Below are 18,331 nucleotides of genomic sequence, written 5' to 3' on the forward strand. Positions count from 1 at the left end.
GCCAATGGCCGGAAGCTCTGGCCGGAGTGAATTCATGTTAGAAATTACCAACCTGGTAAAGCGATACGGGCACAATGAGCCGGTGCTAAAAGGCCTGGATCTTGAGGTTGACGGCAGCAGCGTCGTTTCCATCGTCGGCGCTTCGGGCGCGGGGAAAAGCACACTGCTGCGCTGCATCAACCGGCTGGTTGAGCCCACATCGGGTTCGATCAAGTTGAATGGCCACCAACTGGTCAATCTTCGCGGCAGCGAATTGCGACATTCCCGCCGGCGTATCGGCATGGTTTTTCAGGGGTTTAACCTGATTGATCGCTTGACGGTCATGGAAAACGTGCTGTCCGGACGCTTGGGCTATGTGTCACTGTTCCAGGCCCTGACCCGCCGCTTCCCTCAATCGGATATCGATCGCGCCTTCCACCTGATGGAGCGCGTGGGTATCGCCCACTACGCCAATAATCGAGCCGACCAGTTGTCCGGGGGTGAACGGCAACGGGTAGCCGTAGTGCGGGCACTGATGCAGGAGCCGGAGATTCTGCTGGCGGATGAGCCAACCGCGTCGCTGGACCCCAAAACCTCTCAGCAGATCATGAGCCTGCTCCAAACCCTGGCCAGCGAAATGTCGCTGCCGGTGCTGATCAACATCCACAACGTCACTCAGGCGCGAATGTACACGGATCGTATTGTGGGTATGCGGCACGGTCAGATGATTTTTGACGGTTCGCCCAAGGACTTCAACCAGGATGCGCTGGATGCCATTTACGGCGGCATTGAGTCCCCGGACGAGGATGCGGCTGAGGCCGGCGCCCAAACCCAGGAGGCGACCGTATGACCACCAGCAGAACTGCAACCGACATGACGTCGGGCAGGGTCTGGAAGAAGCCCCCGTTCATAGCCAACCCCTGGCTCCGCTATGGCTTGATCGCCGTTACCCTGACTTATCTCTACTGGGCTTTCTCCACGCTACCCTTTGATTGGGCGCGAATTTCCGAGGGCCTGCCCCGAGCCGCCAAAATATTCGGTGGAGCCTTTCCTCCCAGCTTTGAGCGTGCCGGACTCTTGTGGACCGGCTTCAAGGAAAGCTTCCAGATTGCATTCCTGGCAACCCTGCTTGGGGTGTTTCTGTCGATACCTATTGCGGTGATGGCTGCCAAAAACGTGGCTCCGAAGCCAGTCTATCTGCTGGGGCGCGCCATCATCATTATCTCCCGCAGCTTCCACCCGGTCATCGTGGCCATCCTGTTTGTGGCGGCCGTCGGGTTTGGCCCCATGGCAGGCATCCTGACCCTGACACTCTATTCCATCGGGTTCGTGGCCAAACTGTTGGCCGAAGAAATCGAAGAAATCGACTGGGGCCAGGTGGAAGCCATGCGCTCCGTCGGCGCAGGATATCTGAAGATGCTGATCTACGGCGTGTTTCCGCAGATCATGCCACGCCAGATTGGGCTATCCATGTACCAGCTCGACAGCAACCTGCGCGCTTCCGCGGTGGTTGGCATTGTCGGAGCAGGCGGTATTGGCGGCACACTGATGAATGCGTTCGGACGTTACGATTACGACTTCGCCTTTGCCATTCTGCTGATGATTATTGGCATCATTCTGGTCAGCGAAGGCATAAGCGGATGGGTGAGGAAAAAAGTATGGTAGATCACGCTGCGAAACTGACTGACCGTGTTTGGTCCCGCTACGACCGGAAAGAACAGTGGACCCGCTATGGGATCTACCTGGTAACCCTGATTGCGATTGTCTGGGCGGTGCGTGACATCGACATTTTCTGGCCCTGGGTGTGGGACGCCCCCAACCAGATCCAGAACCTGGGTGCACGCATGTGGCCACCGGAGTTCAGCACCTGGAATGCCATCTTCGCGGCCATGCTGGAAACCGTACACATTGCCACCCTGTCTACCATGCTCACGATATTCATTGCCCTGCCGGTGTCCTATATCGCGGCGCAGAACACCACACCGAACAAGGCCACCCTGTGGCTCGGTCGGTTTATTCTTGTGTCCAGCCGCTCAGTAAACACCATCATCTGGGCCCTGCTGTTCGTCGCCATTTTCGGCCCTGGGGTACTTGCGGGCATTCTGGCGGTTATGTTCCGGTCAATCGGTTTCATTGGTAAACTGATGGGCGAGGCTATCGAGGAGATCGATCGCCGCCCCGTCGAAGCTATGCAGGCAACCGGCGCCAGCAAAATGAAAGTAGTGCTGTACGCGATCGTGCCGCAGGTAATGCCAGCCTTTTTTGCCATCATCATCCTGCGCTGGGATATCAACATCCGTGAATCCACCGTGCTTGGTTTGGTGGGCGCCGGTGGCATCGGAGTGCTGCTGCAAGGGTCTATCGACCTGTTTGCCTGGCAGACGGTGGCCACGATTCTGCTCGCTATTGTGGTGTTGGTAATTCTGGGCGAAGCACTAACCAGCGCCTTGCGCAAGAAAGTTATCTGACGCGGAAACCCAGTCCATGACAAACAGCTTTAACTTTGGCCAAGCGGACGTATTGTTTACCGACGTGGACGATACCCTGACCACCGATGGTCAATTGCTGCCAGAAACCTATCTTGCCCTTTGTCGGCTGGCAGCGGCTGGTATTCGCGTGATTCCGGTGACCGGTGGTTGCGCCGGCTGGTGCGACCAGATCATCAGAACGTGGCCGGTCACTGCAGTAATTGGTGAAGGCGGCGCCTTCTACGCCGAGCGGACCGCCCCCCAGACGGTCCGCTGGCACTACTGGAACGACGCAGCCGGCCATAAGCGTGACCAAGAGGCCATACTGACTGCAGTCGCCGCACTGGATCTGGACTTCGAACCACAACTCGCCAGCGACCAGGCCTTCCGCTATGTCGATGTAGCGGTCGACTACAACCAGCAGCAGTCTTTAAGCTCAGAGCAAGTAGCGGTTCTTCATAATGCTCTGGTTGGCCGGGGCTTCAACGTTCGGCAAAGCTCGATCCACCTCAACATCTGGCTCGGCGACTTTGACAAGTCCACGATGGCCGTGCGTGTAGGGCAGGAAGTGCTGGGACTGGATCTGCAGGCGTTGCAACAGCGCGCAGTTTTCATTGGTGACGCACCCAATGACGAAAGCATGTTTCGATGTTTTCCACTAAGTGTTGGCGTGGCAAACATTCGCAAGCATCTGCCCGGGATGACCCATCGGCCGGCCGCCGTTGTCAGCCAGCGTTCCGGGCTGGGCTTCGCGGAAATGGCCGAAAACTGGCTGAGGCAACGGACCGAATCCGACCTGCCGCAGGCCGAAACACATCCTGTGTGATCAAGCCAGGGGTAATGGACCGAGTATCTAATCTGATGGGCGCCAAAGATCGGCAAAAAAGCATTCTGGATTGGGTGAACGAGCAGAAGCATGTCGAGGTTGAAGACATTGCCCAACGCTTTGGAGTCACCACCCAAACCATTCGCCGAGACATCAACAAACTGTGCGAACAGGGTGTGCTACGTCGCCGTTATGGCGGCGTCAGCCTACCGGCCAGTGCCACGATTTCTCCCGTTGAAAACGCGCGGATCCATCATCATGCCACCAAGCAGCAGATGGCTCAGCGGGTTGCAATGGATATTCCTGAAGGCGCCACCGTCAGCCTGGGAGTCGGCAGCACCATCGAACTGGTGGCGAAAGCGCTGATTCATCACCAGTCACTGCGCATCCTGACCAACAACCTTAGTGTGGCCTCTGCGCTTTCCGGCAATTCCGGCATCGAAGTCATCGTTTCCGGTGGGCAATACCGGCACAATCACCATGATGTGGTCGGGCCGGAAGTGACCGGATTTTTCAGCTCCTTCATCACCGACTTTGGCATCATCAGCACCGGTAGCATGGACCCACAGCATGGCCTGATGGATTTTGATATCCGCGAGGCCGAAGTCAGCCGGGCCATCATTTCCAACACCCGGTCACGCTTGCTGGTGGCCAACCATAGCAAATGGACCCAAAGCTCTCATTGTAAAGTCGCCTCATTCAAGTATGTGGATCGCTTCTACACCGACTTCATTAGTGCCGGAAAACAGATAGGCCTGCCTGCGTCGCTTGAAATCATCGAATGCGTTGGAGCTTAACGAGTCCGAACGTTCGCAAGGCGGTGCAGTGAATATCTCCTACTTAACCCTGCCAGATTCCCAGCATTGCGCCTGCACCCAGAACGAGCGCCCCGCCGACTTCCCCGACGATCAGCAACAGCATGAAGAACCCGGTCACCCAGGACGGCAACTGCCGCTTACCCAGGCGGTGGGGCCGGCGCAATTGGTTGTCTGTATCCTGAAGCAGGCCGTGAATCACATAGGTACCAATTGCAAAGGCGAAAAACACCAGTGCAGCCACGGCGGCAGTCGTGTTAACCCAATCAGCCAGCACACTATGAGCGCTGAACGCCGCCAGCAGCAGCGCCGCAAAGCTGTAGAGCAGCGAACTGCGGTGAGCGATATCCACATATACCGGCGAGGTAGCGTCCTCACTCCGCGCCATATGCCGGTATTTCCAAATGCCGGTAAGCAGGCCTGTCATAAAAAACAGGAAAGCCGCTGAAAGGCAGATTTTTTCAGCCAGAGACATACCGTCGCTCCGTGGTTATTATTAACAGGCTGAATTATGCCACTGGAAAGACGGTGCGGTAGGATAAAACAGGAAACACGTACCTTTCGGCCTTTGATGACCAGTTGATTCCCCATGACACGATCCAAACGCATCTACCTCGCCGGCCCGGAAGTCTTTTCCCCGGCAGCAGCCCGCTTCAGCTTTGCCAGAAAGCCTTGCTACGCTCATCCATTGGGAAAAAATGCTCGATCCGCAAGTTCTGTGCGGTGACATCCAGGGGCGTGCCTATCGTTGCAATGGTCGAAAAGATTCTAAGCTGCTGATCTCCCAGGTTCAGGGTAAAAGGAATCGCCGGGTAGTCGAGATGTTCCACCAAGCGGCTTTTCCAGTTCTGTGGAACGCCGGGCAGAGTCAAGGCATGCTCCAGCAATCGGTTGGGTTGGTCCCGGAAGGGGCCGGCTAGATGCTCATGGTAGACCCGCTGCAGCATGTGGCATGCGATGTTTTCCCAATCTCCCACAAAGGGTTTCATGCCCTCGTTGTCCAACAGCGATAGGAGAAAGTTCGGCCTTGCGGGAAAGTGAGCGCCCAGTTCCACCATTCTTACCATCATCGCCTGCATGGCCGTGTTAGCCATCACCAGATAGTACTCGTGATCAAAGACAACCGCCGGGTACGGCAGGTGCGCCTGCAAGAGGTGATCAAGCGCTTCTTTGATCATCGCCATGCCTGGCGCGTTCAAATCCTGATCGCTGTATACCTGGCTGTAACCCGCCGCAGACAGCAGGCGGTTGGTCGCCGCCAGATCCGTCTGAAGCATCTGCGCCAAATGCAGAACCATGCCCTTACTGGGCTGGCTTCGGCCCGTTTCCAGAAAGCTGATGTGCTTCGCCGATACTTCGCATTCCAGGGCGAAATCCATCTGGCTCAACCGTTTACCCTGCCGCATTTCTCTAAAAAGCGTACCGAAGGCGCTCATGGTAGTTCCTGTGAATATTCGAGTGTTCAGCGATTATCTTCCTCAAGGGTGTGCTGCACCATTACCTCACAGGTAATTGTGCCCATCACCGCCCAGGTAGATGCTTTGTAGCGTAGTCCAACACATTGTGAAACCCGATTGAGGTGATCCTATGAAAAACTTCGTCCGTCAATTCAGCGTAAAACAGATCGTCCTGAGCGATGTTTTCCTCTCCACGCCACTGGCATTGGCACTGATCCTGGCCGCAGAGCCGATCGCCCAGTTAGCGGGAGGGCCAGGCGCAACCTTCTATCTGGTGGTGGGCATAGTGATGTTGCTCTGGTGCGTGGATATGGCTGCTATGGCCATGAACGCACGGTGGCTGGAGAAATACTTCAACCTGATGATGGTTGTGGATGTCAGCTGGGCCCTGCTGTCTTTCGCCCTGATGCTGTGGTTTGCGGAGAGCCTGCAGGCGTTGGGCTGGGTGCTGTTCGCAGTGAACATTCTTGTTCCACTGGACATGGCGTGGATGAAACGGGTTGCTGGCAGTAAACCTCTTGAACCTGCATTCAGCTAGCCTTCGAAACACCGGGTAGCGGCAACTCCTGTCGCTACCCGCCTGCTCAGAAGTAGCCCAATAGCCTGCCAAGAGTCAGCGCACTCATCCAGAACACCAGAGACATCAAGGCACCTGCCCTCAAGGGCAAAGGCATGGAAGCACCCATTGGGAGGCTCCGTATATCCCGGCGCTTTAACACCCGAGCAAGTAGCAACGCGTTCGACACTCCCAAAAGGACAACCACCATCTTGACCCGGAACAACATCGACCCGGCGTAGTCCACCGCCGCTGTGGCGAATAGAAGCGAACCACAGACCACCGCTAACCCCAAACCAAACGCGGAGGTGACTCGAAGCACATCGACAAACACCATCACGGGGTAATGGCGCCAGAACCCCATCAAACGCAAATCCAGCGGCACAATTCCACCAATCAGCAGGGCAACACCAAGAATATGCCCGGCGTTGATCAGCGGGTATGCGAGGGTGGAATTGCGCAGCGCCGATACAAAGGCCAGGTTTTCAACAAAGACCAGCGCCGGCTCAATCATTCCCAGACTCAGGAATCACGACCGGGATACAAGTCGTAGTTCGTCCCATCGATGACAATCCGCTCGGCCTTGACCAACCGTTCGCCCTCTTTGGCGGAACGGTGACCGTGCACGGTCATTTCCCGGCCGACGCTCAAAATCTCTTTACTGAGCCCGACACGGTCGTTACGCCAGGGTTGGCCGACTTCCACAACCCATGCCTCGCCATCAACGTCTATCGTGACCTCGCCATGGGGATTACCAAGGCGCATTGACTGGATGGTACCGGTGATTTCAAATTCCTCGTCCGTGGCCCAGGCCCAACCGTGATGAGCATGAGCGGCAGAGGCAGCGAGAACAGCAACAAGAAACGCAAAACCGAGCAGGTGGGTAAAACGAACGTGAGGCATAGTGAGTCCTCTCATTGCGGGTTTTCAAAGATGAAGAGCAACGACCGACGGTTAAAACCGGATGATGTCGTTACCCTGTTCGTGCAGCCAACGCCGCCAGTCCAAATCCAACATACTGACTCCGCCGATGTAATTATCATCCACCAGGTAGTATGCGAGAGTGCGGTCACCCCGGTTGAAGTTGTGCATCAGCCGCACCACGAAGTTGCGGCGGGTCGGTTTGGAGAGCAGGAAACTCAGGAATTGACCGGATTGAGCCCTCAAACTCCCATGCCCCGACAGCTCTGAATGGCGCCACTTATAACTGGATAATTTCAGAAACTGTGAAATGCCCGTTAAACGGCCCTGTTCACGGGCCTGAGCAACCACCCAACTGTTTTCCTGATGACGTTCAAAGTACAGGCCCGATTCATCACGTTCCAGCATTTCCATCTGCTCGGCAAGCCCCTCATTCAACCAGAGCGGCGCATAAGGAACGATGGTATCGACAACCGCGTGGCTCACCTCATGCTTGATCGTTTCAAAGGTGCGGCTTCTGTTTTCCTGCACATAGACGACTATCAGGTGTTCGGAAGGTATATACAGGCCGTATGAAGCAACCGCCAGACCTTTATTCCTGCGAACAAGGTAATTCCGGTATTCAGCCTTATCCTTGAACATCAATATATTGACCGGAACCGTCCTGTACATATCAAAGGACATCACACGGTCAAAGAACTCGTAGACGTTGTTCACACCATCAACAATCTGCTGATTTTCCTCTTCACTCAGCTCCACATCGACGGCTTTAATCTTGATATCAAAACGCGACCATTTCGACGCGCCAGGCTTCACGTTGACAACTTCCTGCTCAACGCGATGGTCTTCCCGATCGCTGAAATGAATCTTCCCGTCTTCATCCACCCATTTATAAATCTTTGCATGACCAGAGACTGCAAAGATCATAGAGAGTAGAAAAACAAGGACTGGGTTTACGACTTTCATTAACGCTTTAATCCCTGCGCTTCAGAACCAGATCTGCCCCGGTGACTATTTCACGCTAATCTGCTTCGGGCCCGCTGAGGTTTCTTGGCCACTCTTACCCTTACCTACGTACTCAACGGCCCCACCAGCCTTTAAAAAAGCTGCCGTCTGCTCTTCAATGGTGGCAGAGGTTAATGTCACTTTCTCGGGCTTCTTGCTCATGGTGTTCTCCACGTTAACTGTTGGCTTATCCAACAACTAAACACCCATGATATATGAAATAGGAAAAAAGTGTTTGGATGCACTTCAGCGCCGGTAACGTGCCGCGATGAAGTGGTCCATTGAACACCAACCCGGCCCGTAAGCCATCAGATAAAGCAGCACCGCCGCCCATACCCCGTGCGTTGGCCAGGCACCGGGATAGACGAATATCTGGATGGTCAGTGTCATCACCAGCAGGGCCAGCGCCGAGAAACGCGTGGCCAGCCCCAACAAGAGCAGAACCGGAAACAGATGCTCGGCGAACGCCGCCATCAAGGCCGCCAGCTCGGGGGCGATCAACGGCAGACTGTACTCCTCCTTGAACAGAAAGAGCGCGCTGTCCGACAACCGTGGTACCCCCAGGCTGAACTCACCGGAGACAATGTCGATGGCCAGCCCTTCAATTTTGGTCTGGCCTGATTTCCAGAACACGCCGGCAATCGAAAAGCGGGCGATCATAGCGATCAGGGTGTCCGGAATGCGTCCGAAAAGAGTGTTTGCCTGCTTGATCAGGCCTGGCAGGACACCCGTGCCGGTTGAGGTTTGAGCAGCGGTTTCAGTCGAGTTGTCCATGTTCATCTCCGGGGTAAAGGGAGGTAATGATCTGCCAGCGCAGCAAAAGGGTCAGCGCTGCAACAAGATCAAAACCGGGCTCGCATGCCTTGGCGTCCTGTTCAGCCTGCGACAACGTTTCCTTCTGTATCAGTCGATCCATAAAAACGCCGGTGGCCTCTGCGATATCGATGCACTGGACTTCCAGCCCGGAACGCAGCACCAATACGGTTTCTGGTTGCAGAGGGTCAACACGGGCCAGTCCAGGGTCTGCCTGCTGGTGCGCGGCCCACAACGAAAACACGGCGAACCGTGATTGCAGCACTGCCACCGAGGGATGGATATCCATGCGAAGCCCGGGTAGCCGAGGGGGAGCAGACAGCACTCCGGTTATGTCCTCCGTGCCAAGCGGCTCAACATCGGCAGAATGGAATGCGTCGAGTCGTAGTCTTTCGAGTCGGGCCACGTCGGCCAGATAGGGTACTGATGATGCCGGGCTAAAGGTGTCGATAAAGGCCGGAAATTCGCGCCCGTAGAAGGTCAGGATTTGCGAACGCGGTGGTTGCGCCACCACAAACACCCTGGCCATGGCGCGGAAGAAGGCTTCGCCAACCAGTTGTTGGCACACAGGAAACGTGGCAGCGAGTGCATCAATCAGTGATACCACGATGTTGTTGCGATACACCGCAAAGCGCTGGTTCGGATCGGAACCGTTCCACGCCCGTAACCCGTCCGGGCAGGGTTGCGCCGGATCAAGCAATGCGCTGGCGAATACTGTCTGCTCACTCACGTTGGCCTCCTGCTTCAACAAGGTACGAGTCGGCGAGATTGACCTCGGCCAGCAAAACGTCAAATGGCGGAATGTCGTTATCGCGTTCGATCAGCGTGGCAGTCGGCCCCATTTGCTCAAGTACTTCGGTATAGAGTGCCCACACGTCTTGCGCAACGGGTGCGCTATGGCTGTCTATAAGCAGCGGGTCGCCGTTGGCATCGGCCTGGGAGGCAAAACCACCAAGGTGAATCTGCTCCGCCCGGTCAAGCGGTAATGCACGGATATAAGCCCCGGGCTCGCGGTGATGGTTGATGCACGAAACATAGGCGTTGTTGACGTCGAGCAGCAGGCCACAGCCCGTGCGGCGTATTACTTCGCTGATGAAGTCGGTCTCCGACAGGGTCGAGGTCGAGAACTCCAGATAGGTCGCCGGGTTCTCCAGCAACATGCGGCAACCCAGATGCGTCTGCACCTGATCGATGTGGTCACACACACGGTTCAGGGTGGTGGCCGTGTATGGCAGCGGCAACAGATCATTGAGAAAGAAGTCACCATGACTGGACCAGGCCAGGTGCTCAGAAAAAACCTGCGGCGCATAACGGTCAATCAGCACCGCCAGCGCATCAAGATGTGTTTTGTCCAGGGGAGCGTCGGCTCCGATCGAGAGCCCTACCCCATGCAATGACAACGGGTAGTGCTCACGAATTTTCCCCAGATAATGATGCATAGGGCCACCCGGAACCATGTAGTTCTCGGCATGAACCTCAAAGAAACCAATGTCTGGGCCCGATTCCAGAATGTTCCGAAAGTGCTCTGGTTTCAGGCCCAAGCCTGCCCGTGAGGGCAGCATTGCTACTTCTCCTCGAAGGCTTCGAGTTGTCCGAAGCCTGTGGGTGAAGTCGGGGATGCGGTCTCCTCGCAAGTGCCTTTCGGAACCAGCGTCCAGGCATTCCCTTGATAATCGATAGTGGACGTGCCCGCACAGGTAGTGCCCGGCCCGGCGGCGCAGTCGTTCTTACCGGCGAGCGAAACTCCATAGCACTTTTCCATGCCCTCCGCGTGGGCAACATCCGGAACGGCAGCGATGGAGATCGCAGAACCCAGGGCGAGTGCCATGGCAGCAGCGGTCATGGTGCGGGAGGTGTTGGTTTCGGTGATCTCGGACTGTGAGATTTTGGATTTGGACATGTCAGACTCCTGAATTTTACGGTCGGCCAAAGCACGCCGATAAGGGTTACGGTGTCACTCAAACAGGCCCCGGCTTGACCTCCGACAACAGCCCATCCGACAGCCAACGCGCCAGCCAGGTGCCAATCGACGCGTCAATACTGGTATTCGGATAGCCTTCTGCGAGTTGCTCACACACTTGTGCAAAACCAAGCCCCTCAAGCAGGCCCTTAAGTGCGGCATACTCATCCGACTCAAGTGTGCGAAAGTAGCTTCGCTGGTCGCTGCGCCAGAACAGGTGCCCTACCGGCTCGTTCAGCTTTTCGGCGACGGGCGGCGTCTGTTTCTGATCCAGCGCATGCCAGATTTCCAGTGCGTTCCACTCGAACTGAGCGAGCGAAACGGACGGGTGGAAGACGAATCCCAGCGATGCCCACTGCGCCTCGCCGACATTTGCCAATTGCTCACCGGTGAGAATGGCGGCATTCGGTGCATCGAAGGCGCTGTGGAGCCTCCAGTCCATGGTTGCCAGCTCGGCGATTTCCGGATCGGAAGACAAAGCTTGCTGCAAAAAGCGTGGGAAGTTGCGGCCATGGTCGCCCAGATTCGGCGAATGCGATGGATTCGTCTCGGTGTAGCGAGTGCAAATTGCGTCGAATGCGTCGTCACCGAGATAGGCCCAGGTCTGCTCAAAAGCAGACTGGAGCGCCTCGTTCATCCGCGAGCGATAGCCAGAATGATAGATATGCAGGCGCCGCTTACTCTGGTCAGAAGCACCGCCCGTCAGCTCGGAAAGAATGTCGTCCGAAACACCATCGCCCAAAACATAGTTTTGCAGTCCCGCTTGCAGATCGGCTAACGAACGAGGGGCGTAATCAGTCATGCGAATGCCTCCTCGCGATCCCATACAGGGGTGTGACGAGCCGCCACGGCCCTCACCCGGTCGAGTTCCACGATCAGGTCCTCCAGCGGCGGAATTGAATCGTCACGCTCGATCATCGTGCTGACCGGCCCGAAGCGACGGCATGCATAGGCGTAGAGATCAAACACTTCGTCGGGCACCGGCGCATCGTGGGTATCGATGATGACGTCGCCCAGGTTTGAGTGCCCGGCCACATGAATCTGCTGGATGCGGTGCGCTGGCACGCCGTCGATGAAGTCACGCGGGTCGAAGCCGTGGTTCATACCGCTTACGTAGATGTTGTTTACATCAAGTAGCAGCAAGCAGTCGGCTTCCTCCGCAAGGGCGGTCAGAAACGCCCATTCGCTCATCTCTGAACTGGCGTAATCGATATAGCTTGAAACGTTTTCCAGCACCAGACGGCGCCCAAGCGTTTCCTGCACCTCGCGAACGCGCGCGGCAACGTGTCGCAAGGCTTCTTCGGTATAAGGTAAGGGAAAAAGATCGTGCAGGTTCGTGCCGTGCACACCGGTCCAACATAAGTGATCAGAAACCCACATCGGTTGGATACGGTCCGCAAGCGCTTTCAGGCGCTGCAGATAGCCATGGTCTAAGGGAGATACAGAACCAATCGACATCGACACACCATGCATCGCGATTGGGTAGTCGGCGCGAATCCTGTCGAGCATCGCAAGTGGTTTTCCGCCCTGGACCATGTAATTTTCGGAGATGACCTCGAGCCAATCCACCGCCTGCGGCTGGGCAAGAAAGCTGTTGTAATGACGCGGGCGCAAACCCAGCCCAAAACCCTGGAACGGCTCACGGAGACTGTTCTTCAGCCCATTCGGTTTGGCTTTGGCAGAGTGATTCATCATCCGTTAAATCTCCCGTTGAAAACCCGGGGCGCGCCGGAACGCGCCTCCGGACAAACACATTTGATCTGGCCTACTCAGCCCAGATCGCCAATCACACCACCTTCCGACAGGCATTCGCTTGCTGACATCCCCTTGAAGCCTTGGGCCTTGCACGCGTTCTGTCCTTTACAGGCATTTTCGGTGGTTTTGCAGTCGGCCGTTCCCTTACAGGAGTTCACCCCGTAGCAATGCACTTTATCGCTGCCAGAGACCGCCGCACCGCTGGAGCCGGCAGGTGGTTCAGCGGCATAGGCCAATCCTGAAGTCGCGAAGGCGGCGGCGAGAGCTGCAATGCGGGCACCGTTTAGCATCGTGTTCATATCTGTTTCCTTTTCATCTATGAGTTCGGAGCGGCAGGTAACCATTCAGCATGTGTTTCCCGCCTGAATAAATAGTGCGCTGCATGGGCCGACCAGATCATCACGGAATGATCACGAGAGTGTCACCATTGTCATAACATGGTCTCAGGTAAGCGAAATCACGAGGATCAGGCCGATCAGGGCCTCGACTGGCAACAATTGGGATCTTGTATTAGTTTGAAAGATGTCAGGGGTATCAATCCTTAATACCCTCAAGCTCCGCCCTACTCCGGTCTTCCAAAGTTGAACTCCAACCAGGAAAAAGGATTTCCAAATGTGCCATTCACGCCCTGCCTCACTGCTCATCGTTCTGTCATTTCTCTTATCGATCTCTGCCTGTGGTGGTGGAGGCGGCGGAGGTAGTGACGGAAGCGCTTCGTACACCATCGGCGGCACCGTAACCGGGGCTGTCAACTCCGGACTGGCGTTGGAAAACAACGGGGGTGACACCCTGGAGGTTGGAGGAGTCGACTTTGAATTTGCCACGAAACTGGCCGATGGCAGCAGTTATGACGTGACCCTGGCGGCGCTACCCGAACACCAGCTCTGCTCAATGGAAAATGCGAGCGGCACGGTTGCCGGTACCGATGTGAATGACGTCAGTGTGCTGTGTCGTTCCTGGCGCTCAGCAGCGTTGATCGAAACCGGCACCGGAGAGGCAGCCTCACCTCAGATCGCCTTCAACAATGACGGCAATGCCATCGCCGTATGGGTTCAATTCGACGGTACGCAGGACAATATCTGGGCGAGCATCTATTCGCCAGGCGGCGGCTGGAGCGCTGCTGTGGTGATCGGAGACGAGAACGGAGATGCCCGGGCTCCGCAGATTGCCATTGACGACGACGGCAATGCCATTGTCGTCTGGACCCAGCAAAGTACGTACTACAATGCCTGGATCAGACGTTATTCCCCAGACAGTGGCTGGAGCTCGGAGGGTCTGATCGAATTCAATGGCGGAGACGCATCCGATCCGCAAATCGCCATGAACAATGCCGGTAACGCCATCATCGTGTGGGTACAGAACGAAGCTCCACCCACCTCACCCAATCCACTCAACCTCTGGGCCAACACCTATACGCCAGGGGTTGGCTCGGGAACGGCGGAGCTGGTCGAAGCCGATGCAGGGTCTGCACAGGATCCACAAATCGCCTTTGACAGCGCTGGCAACGCCATCGCTGTCTGGGAGCAGTACAACGGCAGTACGTGGTATGACATCCGAGCAAGCGTCTGGGCGCCGGGCAGCGGCTGGGCCATGCCGGAAGACATTGAAACCATCGATGACGGAAACTCATTTGACCCGCAGATCGTTATTGACGGCGACAACAACGCGACCGTCGTATGGACCAGCAGTGATGGCACCAGGTTCAATATATGGGCCAATAACTGGTCGCAGGCCGCCGGCTGGGGCTCGGAAGACCTCATCGAAACCGACAACGCAGGAGACGCGTTCGATCCGCAAATTGCGGTCGACAGCATGGGCAATGTGATTGCCGTATGGCGCCAGCGCCTCAGTGTTGGCACAGGGTACAGTACCGTGGCCAATACCTACTCGCCAAACGATGGCTGGAGTTCGGCGGAGCTCATCGAGGACCCCAGCAACGGAAGTGCCGGCAATCAGCAGATCGCATTCGATAACGAGGGCAACGCCATCGCAGTGTGGAGGAACTCCAACATCTGGGCGAACACCTGGTCGCCCATCAGCGGCTGGGACGCGGCGACCCTGATAGAAAACGACAATGCGGGGATTGCAGTCGAACCGCAGATTGCATTTGATGGGACCAGCAACGCTATCGCGGTATGGGCTGAAAGCGATGGCACGCGAGACAATATCCGGGCCAACCGGTTTGAATGATACCCCCTTTCGAAAACCATATAACAATCATCTGCCGGCGAGACGCCCAACGGGCGCCTCGCCCGGTTTTCGGATAAGGGTTATCCGTTAGCTTCCCTCTTGCTGTAGAGGGGCTCCAGAACTGGCTTGAGCCCTTTTGCATCATCTATAAACAGTTGCAAATGAGGGAAAGGAATCTCAATGCCGGCGGCATCCAGCGCCTCTTTCATCTGTTCCAGAACATCAGCCATGATTCTGGGCTGCACATCCAGATTATCGGGAGTAATCCACACCTTGGCTTCAAGGTTCACTGAAGAATCGCCCAGGCTTTTAAGCAGAACACGGGGCTCCATACCAGCACCCTGTAAAACTTCAGGGTGCGTCAGCAGAACCGGCATCAGAACATCCCTCGCGGCCTTCGCGGATTCTTTGTAAGCAATGCCCACCGGGATATTCAGGCGGGTGACCCCTTCTGCGCTGTAATTGATGATGTCGGATGACGCCACACTGTCGTTTGGAATCATCGCGAAGATATTATCCCGGGTGCGCAGCCAGGTGGTGCGCAAGGCAATCTTGACCACTTTGCCGTCTTGCCCGTTGATGGTCACCCAATCACCAATGCGGAACGGCCTCTCAATCAGCAGGGTGATACCGGCAATGAAATTGGAGAGGGTTGATTGCGCCGCAAAGCCAACGGCGATACCGACGATCCCCAACCCCGCCACAATCGAAACCACATCGAAACCGAACTGGGCGAGCACCGTCACCACAGCCAGCGCTGAGACGACCACCGAAAACAGGTTCTCGACCAGCTGACGAATCGAAGGATCCATTTTGTAGCGCACCATGCTGTCCTTGATCAGGCGTGCCAGAACCAGCCAGGCCACATAGAAACCGAGGGCCATAAAGCCCGCCCTCGCCATCGCCTTGAGAACCTCAGGAGACGTCCCGAACTGTGCAAGAATGAAGACCAGCGCCCCTAACCCGGCCAGATAGCGCAGAGTGCTTCGCACTTGGAGGAACAGAGGTGTTTTGGCCCGCTGCTTGCCCAAGACCAGCCGGATAGCACCTGTCACCACCAGATAGATCCCGAAAAACACCCCAAGATAGATTACAGAGACCAACAACTGGCCAAGCATCTGTACGACAAGCGCGCCCCAGTCCAAATCCTCACCTGACACGGCCAGGAAGGCATCGCCAATATTTCGCTGGAGCTGTTCAACCAGCTCGGTACCAAAGGATTCAGCCATCAGGTGTCTGCTCTTCTTTTGTTGTGGGGGTGGGCGTCACTTTATCGGATCTCTTGCTCATAATGATATGTAGGTTAACGTCAGCCTGTTTACCAATCATCAGCCATTGATCCTATCCGAAATGGTGGACCAACAGGTTCCTGGCTTCAGCCAACCGGTGGGCACGGATGTTTTCGACAGTCCAGGTTGACACAGTCCGAGGTTGGCTCAAGGATGGTTGTATGGCCAGACAAAAAAAAGCAACCGAAAACCAGAACAGCCGCGCGCCAACGGAACTTGTAAATGCATTTGACGATGCCGTTAGCCGCCTTGCTGCAATCAACGCGATCGAGGGCGTTTCGCCCGTATTCGAAGTCATTGATGCGGCGAGGCCCCTGGTGCTCAGCCCCGAAGGGCTGGACGCAATCTACGAACGCGTTCCGGCCATTGAATCCGCCGGGTTCTTTGGTGGCAGCGATTGGGACTACCCCCAGACACTGGTGCCTTCCCTGGCTGCGCGTACGGTCCGCCACGGGGAGCCCACCGCAACACTGGTCGAATGCCTGAGTCAGGTTCGCCTGTTGGCGGTCACCAAAGGCGACTACGTCCACGCTTCTATCTCGGCGGAACATGCCCATAATTTCCTCGCCCAGGTGATGGCGATGAACCTGGACCTGGTGGTCAGTGATGACCTGCAGGAGAGCGACCGGCTGCGGCCCGATCAGCTCGGCCATGCCGTGCAGAACCTGTATCACTACCTGCTCCAGCATCTGGGATATGAAAACCTGCTGGAGCACCTGGTGGCCGAAGTCTGGCGTATTCTGGAGCAGCGCCCGGTGCAGGTTGAGGGCGTCAAGCACATGGTGACCCAGATTGCCGTCTGCCTGGAAAAACCCGACGCCCTGGGCGGAGAAGTCGGCGATGACGCCCTGCAACTGATCAACGCCGTATTCAGCCCCACTGAAGGTTGCCGTGAAGACCCCGGTTTTGAAGTCTATTCCGAACGACTGGCGGACATGGACGATGCCGCCCTGATGCAGGAAGCCATCGCCTTTGCCCAGGCCATGCACAATACCGGCCTGGTGTCGGCCTACATGCCGGTGTTCATACGCTACCTGCGCGGGCGCTGGAACGCCCTGATCCCCACAGCCCTCGGGTTGAGCTACACCGGTGCCGATGCATTCCACTGCTACCCTGCACTGATTCACCGCCTGATCGACGACGCCGTGTTTCCGGAAACCAGTCAATGCACTTACGGCCTGGCCATGATGCTGGAGCGGGGCATTCTTTACTCGCCACCGGTAGCACCATCCCTGTGGCGCCAGATACGCATGACGCTTTGTGACGCCGCGGCCGAGAAGATCACAACCGTTTTCGGCAGCAGCCGTTCCCCCGAATGCTTTTTGCTGGCCGACGTACTGAACGTGCTGGGGCGGCCGCTGGGCGTGGGTCAGGGCAATTACCCGACCTGCCAGTCCACCCGCGCCCTGTCCATGTGGGCGTACAACATGCCGGCAGAATTGCTGCGCATCCTTGCCTGGGCAGCGCGGGACGATGAGATCGTTATGCGCTTCGAAGGCAACAGCATTTCTTCAAAGGAGCTTGGCGCCGGACTGGCAACCGAACCGCCCGTGGATGTCGATGCCGTATCCCTGCTGACCGTGCCGCATCTGGACCGTATCTATTTTGAAATGGGGCGGCGCAGTATTGGCCGCGGAGAGGATCCCCATAAATGGGTCAATGCAGAGTTTCACGGCGACCACGTCGGCCACGGATTTCGCATCGCCGTGGACGTTTTCACCGGCGGCCTGAAAGACTTCGAAGGGTTTGTCCGGGATTTCTACGCCGCCTATCACCCGTTCTATAACGGCAACATTCCCGTGATCAATCCACAGCCGGCCGGTATCGCGGTGACCGACAGCGCCACGCGCTTTCTCGGCTGGCACGCCATCACCATCCAACGGCTCGCCATGGACCCCGACAAGACCATGCGCGTCTACTTTTTCAACCCCAACAACGACAGCGGCCAGAACTGGGGCCAGGGCGTCATCACCTCCACCCATGGCCACGGTGAACTCTTCGGCGAAGCCTCCTTACCCGTGGCCGAGTTCGTCTCCCGACTGTACGTGTTCCACTATGACCCGATAGAAAAAGGCGAGCCGGGCGACATCCCTGCCGATGAAGTCAACCGGGCCATGGACCTGGCCCGTGGCAGTTGGGCTTCGGGGCGGTAGACAACGCAATGTGCTGACCTTTCAAGAACCGCATCAGGCGCCAGCCTACGCTTTCCCGAGGCTCTGGACCACGCTCTCCAACGCCGGCCAGGTTCGCAATCTGGTAACAGTCCGCAAGTAAATCGTCCTCTCTCGAATCACATA

General features: G+C 56.6%; 22 protein-coding genes. 8 read left to right on the forward strand and 14 right to left on the reverse strand.

Translation table 11 applies throughout. From position 1 onward, the window contains the following. Positions 1-34 precede the first annotated feature (34 nt). The 5 genes from phnC to MDG893_RS05400 are packed head-to-tail and all read left to right on the forward strand — an operon-like array spanning position 35 to position 4,070. Positions 35-829, forward strand: a complete 795-nt coding sequence (phnC, locus tag MDG893_RS05380) for a phosphonate ABC transporter ATP-binding protein (RefSeq protein WP_040474321.1) — start codon at positions 35-37, stop codon at positions 827-829. After that, positions 826-1,644 (forward strand): phosphonate ABC transporter, permease protein PhnE, encoded by an 819-nt coding sequence (gene phnE, locus MDG893_RS05385; RefSeq protein ID WP_007152719.1) that lies wholly within the window; start codon positions 826-828, stop codon positions 1,642-1,644. The genes phnC and phnE (MDG893_RS05385) overlap by 4 nt, the downstream gene beginning before the upstream one ends. After that, positions 1,638-2,447: a phosphonate ABC transporter, permease protein PhnE gene (phnE, locus tag MDG893_RS05390; protein WP_007152720.1), complete on the forward strand. Its 810-nt coding sequence runs from the start codon at positions 1,638-1,640 to the stop codon at positions 2,445-2,447. Before phnE (MDG893_RS05385) ends, phnE (MDG893_RS05390) begins: the two co-directional genes overlap by 7 nt. Before the next feature lie 16 nt (positions 2,448-2,463). Beyond that, positions 2,464-3,273: an HAD-IIB family hydrolase gene (locus tag MDG893_RS05395; RefSeq protein WP_007152721.1), complete on the forward strand. Its 810-nt coding sequence runs from the start codon at positions 2,464-2,466 to the stop codon at positions 3,271-3,273. Positions 3,274-3,287: 14 nt separating this feature from the next. Further along, complete coding sequence (locus tag MDG893_RS05400; RefSeq protein ID WP_228301504.1) at positions 3,288-4,070, forward strand: DeoR/GlpR family DNA-binding transcription regulator; 783 nt, start codon at positions 3,288-3,290, stop codon at positions 4,068-4,070. Positions 4,071-4,113: 43 nt separating this feature from the next. Here MDG893_RS05400 and MDG893_RS05405 read toward each other — a convergent pair whose 3' ends face one another. Together MDG893_RS05405 and MDG893_RS05410 are read right to left on the reverse strand one after the other, a co-directional pair. Continuing rightward, positions 4,114-4,563, reverse strand: a complete 450-nt coding sequence (locus MDG893_RS05405) for a hypothetical protein (RefSeq protein WP_007152723.1) — start codon at positions 4,561-4,563, stop codon at positions 4,114-4,116. Positions 4,564-4,741: 178 nt separating this feature from the next. Next, a complete protein-coding gene (locus tag MDG893_RS05410) occupies positions 4,742-5,524 on the reverse strand; it encodes a helix-turn-helix domain-containing protein (RefSeq protein ID WP_083797664.1) in 783 nt (260 codons plus the stop codon). Positions 5,525-5,675: 151 nt separating this feature from the next. Between MDG893_RS05410 and MDG893_RS05415 the strand changes: the two genes are divergently transcribed. Continuing rightward, on the forward strand, positions 5,676-6,083 hold the full coding sequence (locus MDG893_RS05415) for a hypothetical protein (RefSeq protein ID WP_007152725.1): 408 nt from the start codon (positions 5,676-5,678) through the stop codon (positions 6,081-6,083). 46 nt (positions 6,084-6,129) lie between these two features. Here MDG893_RS05415 and MDG893_RS05420 read toward each other — a convergent pair whose 3' ends face one another. The 11 genes from MDG893_RS05420 to bufA2 form a co-directional block, all read right to left on the reverse strand. After that, entirely contained in the window at positions 6,130-6,615 is a 486-nt protein-coding gene (locus MDG893_RS05420; RefSeq protein ID WP_007152726.1) for a hypothetical protein, read from the reverse strand. Between the two features lie 8 nt (positions 6,616-6,623). Next, a complete protein-coding gene (locus MDG893_RS05425; RefSeq protein WP_007152727.1) occupies positions 6,624-7,004 on the reverse strand; it encodes a DUF6152 family protein in 381 nt (126 codons plus the stop codon). Between the two features lie 51 nt (positions 7,005-7,055). Beyond that, complete coding sequence (locus MDG893_RS05430) at positions 7,056-7,988, reverse strand: DUF4124 domain-containing protein (RefSeq protein ID WP_040474322.1); 933 nt, start codon at positions 7,986-7,988, stop codon at positions 7,056-7,058. Between the two features lie 45 nt (positions 7,989-8,033). Further along, entirely contained in the window at positions 8,034-8,189 is a 156-nt protein-coding gene (locus MDG893_RS21040) for a hypothetical protein (protein WP_007152729.1), read from the reverse strand. A gap of 84 nt (positions 8,190-8,273) precedes the next feature. After that, the gene (locus MDG893_RS05435) at positions 8,274-8,801 is read right to left on the reverse strand and encodes a DoxX family protein (RefSeq protein WP_007152730.1); all 528 of its coding nucleotides are present in this window, start codon (positions 8,799-8,801) and stop codon (positions 8,274-8,276) included. Next, the gene (locus tag MDG893_RS05440) at positions 8,785-9,570 is read right to left on the reverse strand and encodes an HvfC/BufC N-terminal domain-containing protein (protein WP_007152731.1); all 786 of its coding nucleotides are present in this window, start codon (positions 9,568-9,570) and stop codon (positions 8,785-8,787) included. Before MDG893_RS05440 ends, MDG893_RS05435 begins: the two co-directional genes overlap by 17 nt. Next, the gene (bufB, locus tag MDG893_RS05445; RefSeq protein WP_007152732.1) at positions 9,563-10,402 is read right to left on the reverse strand and encodes an MNIO family bufferin maturase; all 840 of its coding nucleotides are present in this window, start codon (positions 10,400-10,402) and stop codon (positions 9,563-9,565) included. The genes MDG893_RS05440 and bufB (MDG893_RS05445) overlap by 8 nt, the downstream gene beginning before the upstream one ends. A 2-nt stretch (positions 10,403-10,404) precedes the next feature. Further along, on the reverse strand, positions 10,405-10,740 hold the full coding sequence (locus MDG893_RS05450; RefSeq protein ID WP_007152733.1) for a BufA1 family periplasmic bufferin-type metallophore: 336 nt from the start codon (positions 10,738-10,740) through the stop codon (positions 10,405-10,407). A 58-nt stretch (positions 10,741-10,798) separates the two neighbouring features. After that, the gene (locus tag MDG893_RS05455; protein WP_007152734.1) at positions 10,799-11,602 is read right to left on the reverse strand and encodes an HvfC/BufC N-terminal domain-containing protein; all 804 of its coding nucleotides are present in this window, start codon (positions 11,600-11,602) and stop codon (positions 10,799-10,801) included. Further along, positions 11,599-12,495: an MNIO family bufferin maturase gene (gene bufB, locus MDG893_RS05460; RefSeq protein ID WP_007152735.1), complete on the reverse strand. Its 897-nt coding sequence runs from the start codon at positions 12,493-12,495 to the stop codon at positions 11,599-11,601. The genes MDG893_RS05455 and bufB (MDG893_RS05460) overlap by 4 nt, the downstream gene beginning before the upstream one ends. A gap of 74 nt (positions 12,496-12,569) precedes the next feature. Continuing rightward, positions 12,570-12,854, reverse strand: coding sequence for a BufA2 family periplasmic bufferin-type metallophore (gene bufA2, locus MDG893_RS05465; RefSeq protein WP_040474347.1), 285 nt, complete (start codon positions 12,852-12,854; stop codon positions 12,570-12,572). A 313-nt stretch (positions 12,855-13,167) separates the two neighbouring features. Between bufA2 and MDG893_RS05470 the strand changes: the two genes are divergently transcribed. Beyond that, positions 13,168-14,745, forward strand: coding sequence for a hypothetical protein (locus MDG893_RS05470; protein ID WP_007152737.1), 1,578 nt, complete (start codon positions 13,168-13,170; stop codon positions 14,743-14,745). An 80-nt stretch (positions 14,746-14,825) separates the two neighbouring features. Here the strand turns inward: MDG893_RS05470 and MDG893_RS05475 are convergent, their stop codons facing one another. Next, the gene (locus MDG893_RS05475) at positions 14,826-15,974 is read right to left on the reverse strand and encodes a mechanosensitive ion channel family protein (RefSeq protein WP_007152738.1); all 1,149 of its coding nucleotides are present in this window, start codon (positions 15,972-15,974) and stop codon (positions 14,826-14,828) included. Positions 15,975-16,195: 221 nt separating this feature from the next. Between MDG893_RS05475 and MDG893_RS05480 the strand changes: the two genes are divergently transcribed. Beyond that, on the forward strand, positions 16,196-18,187 hold the full coding sequence (locus MDG893_RS05480; RefSeq protein ID WP_007152739.1) for a hypothetical protein: 1,992 nt from the start codon (positions 16,196-16,198) through the stop codon (positions 18,185-18,187). Positions 18,188-18,331: the final 144 nt, after the last annotated feature.

The organism is Marinobacter algicola DG893 (genome assembly GCF_000170835.1).
Taxonomy (GTDB): domain Bacteria; phylum Pseudomonadota; class Gammaproteobacteria; order Pseudomonadales; family Oleiphilaceae; genus Marinobacter; species Marinobacter algicola.

Bases quoted from the DNA above. Each gene is read 5' to 3' on its own strand.
- phnC (WP_040474321.1), top strand. From the start codon at position 35: ATGTTAGAAATTACCAACCTGGTAAAGCGATACGGGCACAATGAGCCG.
- phnE (WP_007152719.1), top strand. From the start codon at position 826: ATGACCACCAGCAGAACTGCAACCGACATGACGTCGGGCAGGGTCTGG.
- phnE (WP_007152720.1), top strand. From the start codon at position 1,638: ATGGTAGATCACGCTGCGAAACTGACTGACCGTGTTTGGTCCCGCTAC.
- MDG893_RS05395 (WP_007152721.1), top strand. From the start codon at position 2,464: ATGACAAACAGCTTTAACTTTGGCCAAGCGGACGTATTGTTTACCGAC.
- MDG893_RS05400 (WP_228301504.1), top strand. From the start codon at position 3,288: ATGGACCGAGTATCTAATCTGATGGGCGCCAAAGATCGGCAAAAAAGC.
- MDG893_RS05405 (WP_007152723.1), bottom strand. From the start codon at position 4,563: ATGTCTCTGGCTGAAAAAATCTGCCTTTCAGCGGCTTTCCTGTTTTTT.
- MDG893_RS05410 (WP_083797664.1), bottom strand. From the start codon at position 5,524: ATGAGCGCCTTCGGTACGCTTTTTAGAGAAATGCGGCAGGGTAAACGG.
- MDG893_RS05415 (WP_007152725.1), top strand. From the start codon at position 5,676: ATGAAAAACTTCGTCCGTCAATTCAGCGTAAAACAGATCGTCCTGAGC.
- MDG893_RS05420 (WP_007152726.1), bottom strand. From the start codon at position 6,615: ATGATTGAGCCGGCGCTGGTCTTTGTTGAAAACCTGGCCTTTGTATCG.
- MDG893_RS05425 (WP_007152727.1), bottom strand. From the start codon at position 7,004: ATGCCTCACGTTCGTTTTACCCACCTGCTCGGTTTTGCGTTTCTTGTT.
- MDG893_RS05430 (WP_040474322.1), bottom strand. From the start codon at position 7,988: ATGAAAGTCGTAAACCCAGTCCTTGTTTTTCTACTCTCTATGATCTTT.
- MDG893_RS21040 (WP_007152729.1), bottom strand. From the start codon at position 8,189: ATGAGCAAGAAGCCCGAGAAAGTGACATTAACCTCTGCCACCATTGAA.
- MDG893_RS05435 (WP_007152730.1), bottom strand. From the start codon at position 8,801: ATGGACAACTCGACTGAAACCGCTGCTCAAACCTCAACCGGCACGGGT.
- bufB (WP_007152732.1), bottom strand. From the start codon at position 10,402: ATGCTGCCCTCACGGGCAGGCTTGGGCCTGAAACCAGAGCACTTTCGG.
- MDG893_RS05450 (WP_007152733.1), bottom strand. From the start codon at position 10,740: ATGTCCAAATCCAAAATCTCACAGTCCGAGATCACCGAAACCAACACC.
- MDG893_RS05455 (WP_007152734.1), bottom strand. From the start codon at position 11,602: ATGACTGATTACGCCCCTCGTTCGTTAGCCGATCTGCAAGCGGGACTG.
- bufB (WP_007152735.1), bottom strand. From the start codon at position 12,495: ATGATGAATCACTCTGCCAAAGCCAAACCGAATGGGCTGAAGAACAGT.
- bufA2 (WP_040474347.1), bottom strand. From the start codon at position 12,854: ATGAACACGATGCTAAACGGTGCCCGCATTGCAGCTCTCGCCGCCGCC.
- MDG893_RS05470 (WP_007152737.1), top strand. From the start codon at position 13,168: ATGTGCCATTCACGCCCTGCCTCACTGCTCATCGTTCTGTCATTTCTC.
- MDG893_RS05475 (WP_007152738.1), bottom strand. From the start codon at position 15,974: ATGGCTGAATCCTTTGGTACCGAGCTGGTTGAACAGCTCCAGCGAAAT.
- MDG893_RS05480 (WP_007152739.1), top strand. From the start codon at position 16,196: ATGGCCAGACAAAAAAAAGCAACCGAAAACCAGAACAGCCGCGCGCCA.